A 15349-nucleotide genomic window follows, 5' to 3' on the forward strand; every position below is an offset into this window, starting at 1 on the left:
GGCGATGTAAGCAGCCAAAAAAAATTTTCGGCAGTGAAGCTCCACAAATAGCAACGTATACACCGAAAATAGCCCCGAAACATATAAGATGAAAGCTAATAAAAAAACCCAGATAAAATCTATTTAAGCTATGTAATCGGCATAAACAAAGAGTAGCCCATAGGTTTTCTCTGTATTTTATTTTATTTTTCTGCATGGAACAGAATAACCGACGCACTTTTATCAGGCAGGCGTCTCTTGCGGCTGCCGGCTTTGCCTTACTGCCATCTTTCGATCTTTTTGCTGAAGAACAGAAGAAATTTCATTTTGAAATTTCCCTGGCCGAATGGTCTCTGCACAAAGCCTTGTTCAGCGGAAAGATGACCAATCTGGATTTTCCTGAAGTGGCGAAAAAACAATATGGCATCAGCGCCGTGGAATATGTGAACCAGTTTTTCAGTGATAAGGCCAAGGATATTACCTACCTGAACCAGCTGAAACAACGCTGCAGCGATAATGGTGTCAAAAGCGTGCTGATCATGATCGATCAGGAAGGGCCGCTGGCCGATAAGGATAATACACTGCGTGAAAAAGCGGTTGAAAATCATTACAAATGGGTGGATGCATCCAAACACCTGGGCGGGCATGCCATCCGTGTAAATCTGCACGGTGAAGCCAATGCCGAAGAGTGGCATGCAGCAGCCGTTAAAAGTTTAACAGCGCTTGCGATCTATGCCGATACCATGGACATGACTATACTGGCTGAGAATCACGGCACCTGGTCGTCGAATGCGGCCATGCTGGCAAAGGTGATACAAGAGGTGAATCACCCGAAATGCAGAACCATGGTTGACTTTGCAAACTTCTGTGTGCGCCGCGAAAAAGGCGACCTCTGGGAATCGCCTTGTGTGGAGTGGTATGACAAGTACAAAGGTGTAGAAGAATTGCTTCCTTTTGCAAAAGGTGTCAGCGCGAAAACATTTGATTTTAACGCGGCCGGTGAAGAAAGTAATACCGATTTTACCCGTATGCTGAAGCTTGTAAAAGAATCTTCTTACCGTGGATATGTTGGTATTGAATACGAAGGTGATCGCTTAAGCGAAGAGGAAGGAATCAAGGCAAGTAAAAAACTGCTGGAGAAAATCCGTACAGCACTGGCCTAGAATTTTAGTTCAGAAATAAATTTTGTTCAATTCATAATTCATAATTCATAATTCATAATTCATAATTCATAATTCATAATTCATAATTTTTTATGTTTGTTGAAGCCATAGAAAAAGCTGCCGCGTATACGCGCCCCATCCATACCATCATGCGTACCTACAGTGGCAAGCAGATCATACCCGGTGCCGCCACATTCTTTTTTGTAAACCGGGAAGGCTATGCCATTACCTGCAAACACGTGGTAGATATGCTGCTGGCATCTGAAACGATCAACGCGAATTACGCAGCGTTCAGAGCAGAGAGAAACCGTTTGCCTAACGATGGAAAATATAAGAACAACCTGAAAGGCCTGGAACTGAGATACAATATTGGTCCGGATACGGTGATCCAGATTCGGAACTCCTTTGTAGACGCGGTATCCAGCATGTCGGGTTTTACGGTGCACCTCCATCCGACGGCAGATCTGGCCATCATCAAATTGAATGACTTCGGAAATATCCTGTATCCGGATGTTGCGGTTTTTAAAAAGAACGGTGCGGATATAAAACAAGGTGAAACACTTTGTCGCCTCGGTTTTCCTTTTCCGGAGTTTACAAACTTTGCTTATAACGAAGCCACTGACGACATCGAATGGACAGCAACCGGCATTCAGCAATCGCCGCGTTTTCCGATAGATGGCATGGTAACGCGGTTCCTCGCAGAGAACAATAGTCTGTACGGAATTGAATTAAGCACGCCGGGATTAAGAGGGCAAAGCGGCGGACCGCTGTTCAATAAAGAAGGTATTGTATATGGCATGCAATCTTCCACCAAACACCTGCATTTAGGCTTCGATATTATTGATAAAGAAATACTGATCAACAACCGGCCGCACAAAGTCACTGATTATTCGTTCATGCACCTGGGACAATGTATTCATGTAGATGTGATCAAGAATTTTCTGGATGAACATAAAGTGGTGTATTACGAAGAAGGGTAAGGAATTATGAATTATGAATTATGAATGATAATCCTTCCTGCTTGCGCCAGCAGGATTAGAAGCGATTGCATCGGTTGTTAGTGAGCACCAGCAGGCCTGCTTGCGCCAGCATTCGCTTGTGCCTTTTAAATAATCGGGTAAAAGAAAAACCTTGCGCCAGCAGAGTCATCCTTTATTTTTTTCTCATTTCATTACATTTACCGGATTCAATTATATGACTTTTTAATGTTTGACATTTCCGGTATTCAGCTTTCTGCCTGAAAAAAGGCATACTATTTCCTGAAAAAAGTCATATTTAGTTAATTATTTAGGCGGTTTATATAGAAATAATTATCGAAAGTAAATCAAAACTTTCATCTCCTGTATAAAATAACAGAAGATAAATTATTGCATTTATTAAAGAAATTGCTAAATTGACATACCCTTAAATAATGCAACGAACGCTATTAATATTATTTTTACTGACATTGTTCAGTACTTCATTTTGGATTATTCAATTCCGGAATGAGGGTGATATATATAAGGCGTTTTCATCGCATAAAAAGACTTCGGTTCAACAGAAGCTAAATTTTGAAGAGGCTAGCTGGAATAGCTGCGACAGGCATTCATTTCCATCGGATGAGATGACCTTAACGGAAGATATTCCTTTTGAAAAAGAAGACAAAGATGAAGTCGGGAAAGAAACATTCACGCATGTACTCTTTTATTATATTCAGGAATCTGTAACAAACAATCTTTTTTGTAAAAAGATTGTTGCTTCTTATAACCGTTATTTTTTCAAACTTCATTTTTCAGATATATTCTCGCCTCCGCCAAACACTAACCGTGCTTAAGTAGTTATTCTGATTTTAAAAAAGTTGTCCATACAGAATACCGTATTCACAACGAACCCTTAATTAAAAATCTAAACACACGTAAGTCTCCGGCTTGCGTAGCAACGTATTTTGAAATGGCAAAATTATCCCTTTATGCAGCAATCGTACTGCAATTAATTACGATCGGTTGTTCTTTCGATAAAGAAAAAAAACAGGATGAAAAATACACGGTAACCAGACCAATCATTATTGATACAGTTTACTATATCGATTATGTTTCGGATATCCACTCGGTAAAAAATGTAGAGATTCGTTCCCGTGTGAAAGGTTATGTGGAAAGCATTCTGGTGGATGAAGGTAAATCAGTAAAGAAAGGGCAGATCCTGTTCCGCATCAGCGACCAGGAGTACAAAGAAGAAGTATTAAAGGCAAAGGCCAATCTGAAGAACGCCATTGCAGAAGCAAAGTCTGCGGAGCTGAATCTTCAGAATGTAAAAGTGCTTGTTGATAAAAACGTTGTTTCAAAAACGGAGCTCGACATGGCGCATGCCAAGCTGGATGCCTTGAATGCAAACATCGAAGAAGCAAAGTCACATGAGGTAAGTGCGCAGCTTAAACTTTCTTTTACTGAAGTGCGTGCACCGTTTGATGGCATCATTGATCGTATTCCGAATAAGGTAGGAAGCTTGATTGATGAAGGAACGTTGCTTACAACCTTGTCAGACAACAGCGAAGTGTTTGCTTATTTCAATGTTTCAGAAAAAGAATACCTTGATTTTACTTCTGATCAATCCGGTTCATACAGCAAAGCCGTAAGCCTGATCCTGGCAAACAATGAACAGTTTAATTACGAAGGCCAGGTAGAAACCATCGAAGGTGAATTTGATAATTCAACGGGAAGTATCGCGTTCCGTGCCCGTTTCCCAAATCCGGATAAAGTTTTGAAGCACGGATCAACCGGTAAGATCCGCCTGAAGCGCTCGATACAGAATGCATTGGTTATACCGCAGAAGTCTACCTTTGAGATCCAGGACAGAATGTTTGTGTATGTGGTAGGCAAAGACAATATCGCGCAGATGCGCAGTGTTCAGCCTAAGCTTCGTATACCGCACTTATACATCATGGAATCAGGGATTACGGCAAATGATAAATTTATATACGAAGGCATACAAGATGTAAGGGAAGGAATGGAGATTGCTCCTGAGTTTGTTTCGCTCAAGTCAATTATTCCGCAACTGGAAAATCAATAACATCTGTTATTGATTTTATTTTATTCACTTAGACAGCCCTTGATATGTTTAGTATATTCATTAACAGACCCGTTCTATCAATAGTAATTTCACTCATCATTGTTTTTCTGGGAGTACTGTCGTTGATGGGACTTCCCGTTACACAATATCCAGACATTGCCCCGCCGGTAGTTGCGGTAACAACCAAATACACAGGCGCCAATGCTGAAGTATGCGCCAAGGCAGTTGTAACACCGCTGGAACGTGCCATCAATGGGGTATCCGGCATGTCATACATGACTTCTGTTTCAGGCAATGACGGTACCAGTATCATTCAGGTATATTTTCAGGCAGGGGTTGACCCAGACCTGGCTTCCGTGAATGTGCAGAACCGTGTAACTGCTGTGCTCGATGAAATGCCGGAGGAGGTTATTAAATCTGGTATCATCATTGAAAAAGAAGTAAACAGTATGTTGATGTATTTAAATATCTTAAGTACAGACTCAACTACGGATGAAAAATTCTTATACAACTTTGCGGATATCAATATCCTGGCCGAGCTGAAACGTATTAACGGTGTGGGCTTTGCAGATATCATGGGACAGCGCGAATATTCCATGCGTATCTGGCTGAGACCGGATCGTATGACGGTATATGATGTTTCAGCGGAAGATATTATCAAAGCACTGCGCGCGCAGAATGTGGAAGCGGCACCTGGTAAGATCGGCGAGAGCTCCGGTCGCAAATCTCAATCTCTGCAGTATGTGTTGCGTTACTCCGGCAAGTATACCACAAAAGATCAGTATGAGAATATCGCCATCAAAGCAGGTGTCGGCGGACAGATTCTGCGTTTGAAGGATGTAGCTGAAATCGAATTCGGTTCACTCGATTATGATGTGCTATCAAAAGAGAACGGCAGACCTTCTGCTGCTATTATTCTTAAGCAGCGTCCGGGTTCGAATGCCAGCGAAGTAATTGAAAATATTAAACTGAAAATGGAAGAGCTGAAGTCCAGAACATTTCCTCCGGGCATGGACTATACCATCAGTTATGATGTATCGAGGTTCCTTGATGCTTCCATCCATGAAGTAATCAAAACACTGGTTGAAGCTTTTATCCTGGTTGCAATTGTGGTGTTCCTCTTCCTGCAGGATTTCCGTTCAACCATTATTCCTATTATTGCAGTGCCGGTATCACTGATCGGTACATTCTTCTTCATGGATCTGCTGGGCTTCTCCATCAACCTGCTTACATTGTTTGCATTGGTACTTGCCATTGGTATTGTGGTGGATGATGCCATTGTTGTCGTAGAGGCAGTGCACGTGAAGATGGAAAAATTCCATATGAATGCGCGTGAAGCAACACATGCTTCTATGCAGGAGATCAGCGGTGCCATCATTGCAATCACACTGGTAATGTCAGCCGTATTTATCCCGGTTGCCTTTATGACCGGTCCTGTAGGCGTGTTTTACCGGCAGTTTTCCATTACCATGGCTATCGCGATTGTGATTTCCGGGGTGAATGCATTGACACTGACACCTGCATTGAGTGCTTTGTTATTAAAGCCGCATGAAGGACATAAGAAGAAAAACAATATTTTAAACAAATCATTTTATGTTTTCAATAAAGGCTTCTTCAACCTTACATTTAAGTACCAGCACCTGTTGAATCTGGTGATCAACCGTAAGGTGGTTACGTTTGGTTTATTGTTGTTCTTCATTATTGGAATCAAAGGTCTGGGTTATTTATTACCAACCGGATTTATCCCGACAGAAGACCAGGGAACAATCTATGCGAGTATTACCACACCTTCCGGTGCAACGCTGGAAAGGACAGAATCGGTAGTGGATGCTATTGACCGTGTATCGAGAGGATTGGAAGGAGTAGAGTCGGTTTCAACTATGGCCGGATTCAACGTGATGACTGATGGTTCCGGCGCAACGTTTGGTATGGCCATGATCAACCTGAAACCATGGGAACACCGCAGTCAGTCGGTGGACGAGATCATCGATTCCATGACACTAAAAACAAAACACTTAAAAGATGCGTCCATACAATTTTTTCCACCGCCGGCTGTTCCTGGTTATGGCAATGCCAGCGGGTTTGAATTCAGGATTCAGGATCGGTCCGGTACAGGAGATCTGCAGAAACTGCAGCACGTTACCAATAAATTCATCACCAAGCTGAATGATCGTCCTGAGATTGAAGAAGCATTCACCAGCTTCGATGCCAGCTTCCCGCAGTATATGGTGCGGATTGATTATGATAAAGCGGCTCAGAAAGAAGTAACGGTGGAGAATGCAATGGATAACCTGCAATCGTTGATTGGAAGTTACTATGCAACAAACTTCATCCGTTTCGGACAGATGTATAAAGTAATGGTGCAGGCGCTGCCCCGTTACAGAGCACAGCCGCAGGATATTTTAAAATTGTATGTAAAAAATGAAAAAGGGGAAATGGTTCCGTATTCTGCTTTTGCAACAGTAGAACGTGTATACGGGCCGGAACAACTGACACGCCACAATATGTTTACAGCAGCTATGGTGAATGGCGAACCTGCGCCTGGCTATAGCAGTGGTGATGCCATTGAGGCGATTCAGGAAGTAGCGGAAGAAACACTCCCTAAAGGCTATACCTTTGAATGGTCAGGGATGACGCGTGATGAAGTGCTTTCCGGAAACCAGGTAACGATTATCTTTTTGATCTGTCTGATCTTTGTTTATCTGATCCTTTCTGCACAATATGAAAGTTTTATTCTGCCGCTGGCGGTAATCATATCACTGCCTACAGGTATTTTCGGAGCTTACCTGCTGTTGTTTATTTTAGATCTTCAGAATAATATTTATGCGCAGGTAGCTTTGGTTATGCTCATCGGTCTCTTGGGAAAGAACGCCATTCTGATTATTGAGTTTGCCTTGCAAAAACAAAAAGAAGGCAAGACTCCTGCAGAGGCGGCAATAGAAGGTGCAGCAGCACGCTTCAGACCAATCCTGATGACTTCGTTTGCATTTGTTGCCGGTTTGATTCCGCTGATGATTGCTTCGGGCGCCGGCGCGATTGGTAACAGAACCATTGGTACAGCCGGTGCCGGCGGGATGTTCATCGGAACGGTACTTGGCTTGGTTATCATTCCGGGACTTTATGTAGTGTTTGCAACGCTTGACCAGAAGTTATCCGGAAAAAAAGAAACGGATCAAACAACTCATTTAAATTCCACATCTGAAATATGAGATCGTATAAAATACTTCATTACCTTGCATGGTCCTGTATAATCTGCCTGGGTTGCACAACAACACAGTACACCCGGCAGGCAGCACTGCCGCCGCTTCCGCAGAACTACGCGGTTAAATCAGACTCAGGAAGCACAGCTGCCATGAATTGGAAGCAGTACTTTAAAGATACTTCCCTGATCCGGTTGATTGATACAGCGCTGGTAAATAACCTGGACGTAATGATGGCCTACCAGCGAATCGAAGTGGCGCGATCGCATGTGAAGTTTGCCAAAGGCCAATACCTTCCTTTTGTAACAGGCGGGGGTAGCGTCGGACAACAAAATTACGGTGAATACACGCAGGAAGGCGTTGGAAATTTCGATACCAATTTCTCAAAAAATATTTCTGAAAGCCAGCACATGTCTCCTGACCTGAAAGACTTTTATGTAGGCATTCATGCTTCATGGGAAGTAGATGTATGGGGTAAGCTCAGAAATAAACGTAAGGCAGCGACCGCTAAATACCTGGCATCTGTAGAAGGTCGCAATTGGGTTGTGACCAACCTGATCGCTGAAATCGCAAGCACTTTTTATGAGTTGCTTGCGTTGGATAATGAACTGGAAATTATCCAGGAAACAATTATTCTGCAATCCAACCAACTCTCTATTGTTGAAACTCAAAAAGAAGCCGGCAGAGCAAATGAGCTGGCAGTAAAACAATTTGAAGCACAGGTACTGCATTCAAAAGGACTTGAAGTCGAGATCGCACAAAAAGTAATTGAGGCTGAAAATAAACTGAACTTTTTATTAGGCAGATATCCACAGCCGATTATACGTAACAACGATCACTTTACTTCTGAAATACCTGCTCAGGTGCTCGTAGGTATTCCATCTGAACTGTTAAATAACAGACCGGATATTAAGCAAGCTGAACATCAACTGACAGCAACGAAGGCAAATGTGAAAGCCGCGAAGGCCGCGTTTTATCCGTCATTCACCATTTCCGGGTCATTGGGCTATCACTCATTCAATCCTCAGTATTTTATAAGTCCGCAGGCTGTTGTATATAATATTGTTGGCGGTTTGGTAACCCCGCTTATTAATCAGAGTGCAATCAAAGCTTCTTTTAGAACGGCTAAAGCCGAGCAGCTTGAAGCGATGTATAATTATCAGAAAGTTGTTTTGAACGGATACATTGAAGTATACAATCAGATGGTGTATATGAACAACCTGAATAAAATTTATAAATTCAAAAATGAAGAAGTGGAAGTATTGACAACTTCTATCGAAACAGCTTCAGAATTATTTTTGACAGGTCGTGCAACATACCTGGAGATTATCGTAACACGCTCCGCGGCATTACAATCCAGGATTGAGCTTATTAATATTAAGAAAAGACAATTTACTTCCCTGGTAAATATTTATCGTGCATTGGGCGGCGGCTGGCAATAAAATAAATATTGTAGATTAAAAATAAAGCGGGCTTTTTCTGACATTGTCAGAAAAAGCCCCGCTTTATTTTCAGACTTCTGATTATTGAATTGAATAATATAGCTCTAATAAAGCGATTAGAGGAAGCTTTGATAAACTTTACTATTTTTTTTCATAAGCAGCGAAGGTTTTTTTCGTTTCTTTCGTCTAATACTTAAAGCGCAGAAAATTGAAAACGGATGCAGATTACATAGCGGGATTAAAAAGCAATGAGCGTAAGGCGTATGCTGAATTCGTTGGTGTATTTGCACCGGGGATATATAATGTTGCTTTGAACATTCTTCAGCGCAGAGAAGAAGCTGAAGAAGTGGCGCAGGATGTATTCATGAAAGTATTTCAATCGATAGGTTCTTTTGACGGTTCATGTAGTTTAAAAACCTGGATCTATAGAATTACTGTTAATAAATCTCTGGACATGCTTCGTCAGCGGAAACGTAAAACTCCATGGACGGTTTTTGTAAACCTTTTTGGTGAAGACGGAGAGGAGAAGGAGACAGCAGTTGATTTCGTTCATCCTGGTATCCAAATGGAACAGAAAGAAGAAGCCGGAATTCTTTTTGCAGCTATTGATAAATTACCCGAGCGACAAAGGATAGTCTTCATCCTGTATCAATTCGAAGATTTGAGTTATAAAGAAATTGCTTCAACATTAAAGACCAGCGTTTCGGCCGTAGACTCTTTAATGAGCAGAGCGAAAAAACAATTAAGAGAACAATTAAATCCCCTGGTTTATGGATCTGTTAGATGAGTTATTAAAAACATTCGATCATGCCAAGCGTGCGCCACTGCCCGATGGCTTTGAAGCAAAAGTCGTGAATAAATGGTTTGAGATGCGCGCGGAGAAAAAAACATATCCTTTTCTGAGATATGCAGTTGCTGTCTGTCTCATCATTTGTACATCACTCAACATATATTATTTATCCGTTCAAACCGATGTAGCAACTGACATGACAGCATCAAAAACTGATTCCACCTTTGAAACACAGCTGATCAATGAATATGGGTTGGCCGGGACGAATGCGTATTATTCTTCTATCGAGTAAACAGTAAACAAACATTAAAATTAAATAATTATGAAAGAGCTATTAAAAAATAAATGGGCATGGGCTGTGGCAGTCCTGGTGCTTCTGAATATTGCTACGATTGGTGCTATGTGGGCTTCCATCTGTGGCAGGAGAGGCCATGGAGATTGTCACTGGAACAAACCAGGCATGCACAAAGACTGGGGCATGCATCACGGTCATCATGGCAAAGGTGATTATTTTGCCCGCGCCTTACAATTAACGCCTGAGCAGGAAGTTGCTTTTGATTCATTGCGTAAAGAACATTTTGCTGCAATGAAAACCGGAATGGAAGAAATGGCTGCACTTAAAAAAGAAGTCATCCAAAACCTCGGAAAACCTGCAGTTGAGGTGGATCCGGTGTTTCAGAAAATTGCAGCACTGGAGATAAAAAATCAAAAAGAAATGTTCGAGCACTTTAATATGATGTATGCTTTGTGTACTGATTCACAAAAAGCATTATTGAAAGAGAAATTATCGAACGTGATGAGCCAGCCAGGACCAGGCTTTGGTAGAGGCAGACCAGGTTTCGGCGATCATGAACACATGCATTGCAAAGGAGGCGAACCCGGTATGCAGGGAAACGGGTCTGGCCCGGGAGGTCCGTCGCACGAAGGTGAAATGCCCTAAGCGTTGAAAAATTAAGAATATTAAAATTCATCGGGATTCTTATTGGTTGGTACTGGTATATTACTAACTGATACGGTTTTGCTTCCCGGTTAATTTGAAAAGGTCTGCTCCCTGGCAGGCCTTTTGTTTTTTATTGAATAAGAATACGTTGCATTTTTTTTAGTGGTAATAAATCCACAAATAGTCAGAAATATCTTCTGCTTTACCCGACAATACTTTTACTTTGTAACACATCCCCATAATTGATTCACACACAGATTTAAGAGCATGCCTGTAAAAGTGAGTCGCTTTAAAATTTAAAGACTACTAAATTGATAGAGATAGTATATATGAAAAAAACATTTACAATCGATAAAAGGATCTGGTTTGCATTTACACTCATTTTAGGAATTCAATGGACATCATTTGCACAAACAACTTTAAAAGGGACAGTCACCGATGAAGCAGGAACAGAACCCATCATTGGTGCAATCATTCAGATAAAAGGTACAGGCAAGGGTACAGCCACGGATATATATGGAAATTATGAACTGAAGGTTGATTCCTTCCCCTGTACAATTGTGGCTTCTTACATAGGCTACGTCACACGTGAGATACCGCTGGCCGCAGATACAAAAGAACTGAACATTACAATGATCATCGATCCTGAAGAGGAGGAAATTGTGATCGTTGGTTATGGCGAACAAACCAAGCACGATCTGGTAGGTGCGGTTTCAAAGGTTGATCCGGAAGAAACCAAAACAATTCCGGTCGGCAGCTTTGATGCACAACTGCAGGGGAAAGCAACAGGCGTGCAGGTTGCAACAAACTCTGGTGTTCCCGGTTCGGATGTTTTTATTCGCGTACGTGGTGCCACCTCTATCAACGCCAGCAATGATCCGCTCTATGTCATTGATGGTGTCTTTGTGAACAATCAGAGTTTGCAGAATACTACAGCCAACGGTCTTGCGCAGGATCGTGCAACATCACCCATGGCGGATATCAACCCCAATGATATTGAAAGTATAGAAATTCTGAAAGATGCCAGTGCGGTAGCCATCTATGGTTCCCGCGGTGCAAACGGTGTTGTGATAGTGACAACAAAGCGCGGAGCTTTCGGTGCGGAAAAAGTGAAAGTGAATTTCAATGCATCGGAAGGTTTAACATGGGCTCCGCACAACAGAATATGGAAAGCAACCACAGGACCTGAGCAGGCAATGTTGTTAAATGAATACAACCGCAATATGGGCAATCCCGAACCATTCCGACCGGCTGATCAGGTGGTGAATGGTGTTGCAGGCCGCGGCTTACCATCGGAACAGCCAACTTATGATCGTTTGAGTTACCTATACCAGACCGGACATATCCGTAACTATGATCTGTCTTTCCAGGGTGGTTCTGCAACAACAAAATATTATGTAGGTGCCGGTTATAATTTCCAGGACGCGGTATGGAAGCCTATGGACTTTCAACGCCAATCGTTGAAGTTTAACCTGGATCAGAAAATAGGAAGAAAAGTAACAGTTGGGATCAGCAATACATTCAGCCGCGTGCATAGAAACCAGGCACGCCCTGCCAATGGCGGTAATGGAACGCTGCTGCAGGCATCTTTAAGTATCCCTGCATACCTGCCGATTTTTGATCAAAATGGAACTCCGTTAAAATGGGTAAACTTTGATAACATTTATACATTAACCAGTAATGTAAATATCTGGTCTAACAGTTATCACTACATCGGCAATGTATATCTGGATTGGGAAATTATTAAAGATCTGAAATTTCATACATCAACAAGTCTGGATTATAATATTTATGACGAAAACCAATATTGGCAAAAGAGCACCATTCTTGGATCTGCAGGAGGTTTAGGCACAAAGAGTATAACGCAGTCAAGCCAGCTGATGAATGAGCAGACTTTACGCTATAATAGAACATTTGCAAGACGACACAATGCAGGAGTATTGGTTGGTAATACAATACAGGCAGTTGAGTTAACAAACGCAACCGCAAACGGACAGAATTTTCCAAATGATGCATTCACTCAAGTATCGGCGGCAGCGGTACAGACAGCATCTCAAAGCAAGACAAACAGCACGCTTGCATCTTTCTTCTCAAGAATTGATTATAATTTCAATCACAAGTATTACCTGGAGTTAACAGGCAGGCTTGATGGATCATCTCGTTTTGGTGCCAATAACAAATGGGGCTTTTTCCCGGCTGTAGGAACCGCTTGGAGGATCAATAAAGAAAATTTCATGGCAAATGTAAAAACGATCAGTAACCTGAAACTGAGAGCCAGTTATGGTATTACAGGTAACCAGGCAGGTATCGGCGATTTTGCTTCACGTGGATTGTGGAATGCTGGTTATGGATATTCTGATAAAGCAGGAAGCGCTGAAGGCCCTGGTACTGCACCATACCAGGCAGCAAATCCCGATCTTAAATGGGAGCGGACTGCACAATTCAGTACAGGACTTGAGGTTGGTTTATTCAAAGACCGGATTAATGTTGAATTAAATTATTATAATAAATATACAACAGATCTGTTGCTGAATATCCCTACACCTGCATCAACCGGTTATACATTCTATACAGCTAATTACGGTGCAGTAAGCAACAAAGGATTTGAATTAGGTATTCAAACGGTCAATGTTGAAACGAAAAGTTTTACATGGACAACAGAACTGACTGTCTCACGCAATAATAACCGCGTGAAAAAAATCCCAAGCCCTGTACAAGGCTTCGATTCCCGTAATTTAACAAGCATTCAGCAAGGATATTCTCTTTATTCTTATTGGGTATATAACCAGACAGGCGTTGATCCGCAAACAGGTAACATTCAAATCGAAGATGTAAACCACGATGGTAAGATCACTGCTGATGACCGCAAGATCATGGGTAGTATATGGCCGAAATTTTTCGGAGGCTTTAATAACAAGTTTACATATAAAGGTATCGACCTGGGTATTTATTTCATCTATTCCTATGGAAATAAAACCTGGAATCAGAACGAAGCCTTGGGTGAGCAAGGTGGTACATTAGGCGATAACCGTGTGTTGATGCAAGGTCAGCTGGATAGATGGACTACACCGGGCCAGGAAACAATGGTACCTAGACTAACTGCTGCTAACTACCAGTATTTTGAAGTAAGCCGCTTTTTAGAAGATGCATCATTCATCCGCCTACGCTCTTTAACTATTGGTTATACGTTGCCCAAAAAATGGAGCGGCACAATCAAGGCTGAAAAAATCCGCTTTTATTTCACAGGAACAAACTTATTCCTGATTACGAAATATACAGGTTCTGATCCTGAATCAAACCTGGGACAGGGCAACCTTCAAGGGTATGATTATGATACTCCTCCGCAACCACGTACTGTTCAGCTTGGTCTAAACTTAACTCTTTAATAATTGCATATCGGTTTTATCATTATGAAAAAAATAATAGTACTGACAATGTTGTTGCTTACGACAACATTGTTTTTCTCCTGCAAAAAATTCCTGGATCCGCAACCAGTAAACGCAATTACTGATGAAAATCCGATTTTCGATCTTACCTCTGCGCAGACTGCTTTGCGTGGGGTTTACAGAGGTCTGGGCAATACGGGATATTATGGTGAAAGCTGGGTTACGCTTGGTTTTTTTCCAAGCGGTGATATCAAAAACCTTACAACGGGTGGTGCATCAAATATTGTAGTAGTGAACTATCGTGCTGATGATGCCAATTTCAGTACCACGTGGAATGCTATCTACTCAGTTATAAACCGTGCCAATAATGTTATCGTCAGAACACCTGCAGTAACTGATCCATTGCTTACGCCCACATTAAAAAATCAATACATAGGAGAAGCAAAATTTATTCGCGCGCTTTGTTATTTCGATCTGGCAAGAGGCTGGGGTGGTGTACAAATTCCACTGGAGCCAACCGGTTCATTGACCGGTGTAATAAGCAAACCAAGAAGTACTCAGAATGAAACATACGACCAGGTGTTAAAGGATCTGGAGGATGCTGAACTATTGCTTCCGGTTGGGGCACCGGTAAACCGGATCCGTGTTACACAGGAAACAGTTTGGGCCTTGCGTGCAAGACTTCACTTATACAGACAGGAATGGGCGCTCGCAGATCAGTATGCTACCAAGCTGATCAACTCGCCTAATTATAAATTGAACGCACCTTATAATTCATGGTTTGCAAACAGTGTTGTCGCAACGCAGGAGTCAATTTTCGAACTGGAATTCAGTGCGCAAAATCCAAGCACCATCCGTGCACAAATGCAACACCCTTCCAGAGGCGGTACATACAGATACGCACCGACAGATGCCTTTGTACAACTTCTCAAAGATAAAAATGTTTCCGGAGGAAGAAGGGCGCTGATTGATAGTGTGACGCAGACCGGTATTACTCAATGGTTCGGTAATTTATATTATAGAAATCCAGCCACTGATCCGGCCTATATTTTCCGCATTGCAGAAATGTATTTAATACGTGCCGAAGCAAGGGCGCATGAAGCCGATTTAACCGGTTCATTAAATGATTTGAATGCGGTTAGGGCCCGTGCTGGCGTTCCACTTTCCACTTCATCCACAGATACGGATCTGCTGCTTGATATCGAAAATGAAAGACGCTTGGAATTTGCACTTGAACCTCATCGCTGGTATGACCTCGTTCGGACAGGTAGAGCTAAAGTTGTGCTTGAAGCACTTAATTCAGCTACAAAAGTAGATCCCTGGGAAAATGTATTTCCAATTCCGCTTCAGCAAATAAAACTTGATCCCAATCTGAAACAAAATCCTGGATATTAATCACTAATA

The 15349-nt window shown here is 42.0% G+C and carries 11 protein-coding genes; all 11 read left to right on the forward strand.

What is annotated here, in order from left to right; genetic code table 11:
- Nucleotides 1-194: 194 nt before the first annotated feature.
- The 11 genes from ACTHJT_RS14645 to ACTHJT_RS14695 all read left to right on the forward strand — a co-directional run bounded on the left by ACTHJT_RS14645 (nucleotide 195) and on the right by ACTHJT_RS14695 (nucleotide 15340).
- Nucleotides 195-1142 (forward strand): sugar phosphate isomerase/epimerase family protein, encoded by a 948-nt coding sequence (locus tag ACTHJT_RS14645; protein ID WP_440239506.1) that lies wholly within the window; start codon nucleotides 195-197, stop codon nucleotides 1140-1142.
- A 92-nt stretch (nucleotides 1143-1234) separates the two neighbouring features.
- Nucleotides 1235-2122, forward strand: a complete 888-nt coding sequence (locus ACTHJT_RS14650; RefSeq protein ID WP_440239508.1) for a S1 family peptidase — start codon at nucleotides 1235-1237, stop codon at nucleotides 2120-2122.
- Nucleotides 2123-2553: 431 nt separating this feature from the next.
- A complete protein-coding gene (locus ACTHJT_RS14655) occupies nucleotides 2554-2955 on the forward strand; it encodes a hypothetical protein (protein ID WP_440239510.1) in 402 nt (133 codons plus the stop codon).
- A 116-nt stretch (nucleotides 2956-3071) separates the two neighbouring features.
- On the forward strand, nucleotides 3072-4187 hold the full coding sequence (locus tag ACTHJT_RS14660; protein ID WP_440239512.1) for an efflux RND transporter periplasmic adaptor subunit: 1116 nt from the start codon (nucleotides 3072-3074) through the stop codon (nucleotides 4185-4187).
- 44 nt (nucleotides 4188-4231) lie between these two features.
- A complete protein-coding gene (locus ACTHJT_RS14665) occupies nucleotides 4232-7396 on the forward strand; it encodes an efflux RND transporter permease subunit (RefSeq protein ID WP_440239514.1) in 3165 nt (1054 codons plus the stop codon).
- The gene (locus tag ACTHJT_RS14670; protein WP_440239516.1) at nucleotides 7393-8829 is read left to right on the forward strand and encodes a TolC family protein; all 1437 of its coding nucleotides are present in this window, start codon (nucleotides 7393-7395) and stop codon (nucleotides 8827-8829) included. The genes ACTHJT_RS14665 and ACTHJT_RS14670 overlap by 4 nt, the downstream gene beginning before the upstream one ends.
- Before the next feature lie 208 nt (nucleotides 8830-9037).
- Nucleotides 9038-9616, forward strand: a complete 579-nt coding sequence (locus tag ACTHJT_RS14675; protein ID WP_440239518.1) for an RNA polymerase sigma factor — start codon at nucleotides 9038-9040, stop codon at nucleotides 9614-9616.
- Nucleotides 9600-9911: a hypothetical protein gene (locus ACTHJT_RS14680; protein ID WP_440239520.1), complete on the forward strand. Its 312-nt coding sequence runs from the start codon at nucleotides 9600-9602 to the stop codon at nucleotides 9909-9911. Before ACTHJT_RS14675 ends, ACTHJT_RS14680 begins: the two co-directional genes overlap by 17 nt.
- 30 nt (nucleotides 9912-9941) lie before the next feature.
- Complete coding sequence (locus ACTHJT_RS14685; protein ID WP_440239522.1) at nucleotides 9942-10559, forward strand: Spy/CpxP family protein refolding chaperone; 618 nt, start codon at nucleotides 9942-9944, stop codon at nucleotides 10557-10559.
- A gap of 329 nt (nucleotides 10560-10888) precedes the next feature.
- The gene (locus tag ACTHJT_RS14690; protein WP_440239524.1) at nucleotides 10889-13945 is read left to right on the forward strand and encodes a SusC/RagA family TonB-linked outer membrane protein; all 3057 of its coding nucleotides are present in this window, start codon (nucleotides 10889-10891) and stop codon (nucleotides 13943-13945) included.
- A 24-nt stretch (nucleotides 13946-13969) separates the two neighbouring features.
- Nucleotides 13970-15340 (forward strand): RagB/SusD family nutrient uptake outer membrane protein, encoded by a 1371-nt coding sequence (locus ACTHJT_RS14695; protein WP_440239526.1) that lies wholly within the window; start codon nucleotides 13970-13972, stop codon nucleotides 15338-15340.
- The last annotated feature ends 9 nt before the right edge of the window (nucleotides 15341-15349 follow it).

It is taken from the genome of Cytophaga sp., from assembly GCF_051961495.1.
In the GTDB taxonomy this organism is placed as follows: Bacteria; Bacteroidota; Bacteroidia; order Cytophagales; family Cytophagaceae; genus Cytophaga.

Coding starts and splice junctions, on each gene's coding strand:
- ACTHJT_RS14645 (WP_440239506.1), top strand. CDS start 195: ATGGAACAGAATAACCGACGCACTTTTATCAGGCAGGCGTCTCTTGCG.
- ACTHJT_RS14650 (WP_440239508.1), top strand. CDS start 1,235: ATGTTTGTTGAAGCCATAGAAAAAGCTGCCGCGTATACGCGCCCCATC.
- ACTHJT_RS14655 (WP_440239510.1), top strand. CDS start 2,554: ATGCAACGAACGCTATTAATATTATTTTTACTGACATTGTTCAGTACT.
- ACTHJT_RS14660 (WP_440239512.1), top strand. CDS start 3,072: ATGGCAAAATTATCCCTTTATGCAGCAATCGTACTGCAATTAATTACG.
- ACTHJT_RS14665 (WP_440239514.1), top strand. CDS start 4,232: ATGTTTAGTATATTCATTAACAGACCCGTTCTATCAATAGTAATTTCA.
- ACTHJT_RS14670 (WP_440239516.1), top strand. CDS start 7,393: ATGAGATCGTATAAAATACTTCATTACCTTGCATGGTCCTGTATAATC.
- ACTHJT_RS14680 (WP_440239520.1), top strand. CDS start 9,600: ATGGATCTGTTAGATGAGTTATTAAAAACATTCGATCATGCCAAGCGT.
- ACTHJT_RS14685 (WP_440239522.1), top strand. CDS start 9,942: ATGAAAGAGCTATTAAAAAATAAATGGGCATGGGCTGTGGCAGTCCTG.
- ACTHJT_RS14690 (WP_440239524.1), top strand. CDS start 10,889: ATGAAAAAAACATTTACAATCGATAAAAGGATCTGGTTTGCATTTACA.
- ACTHJT_RS14695 (WP_440239526.1), top strand. CDS start 13,970: ATGAAAAAAATAATAGTACTGACAATGTTGTTGCTTACGACAACATTG.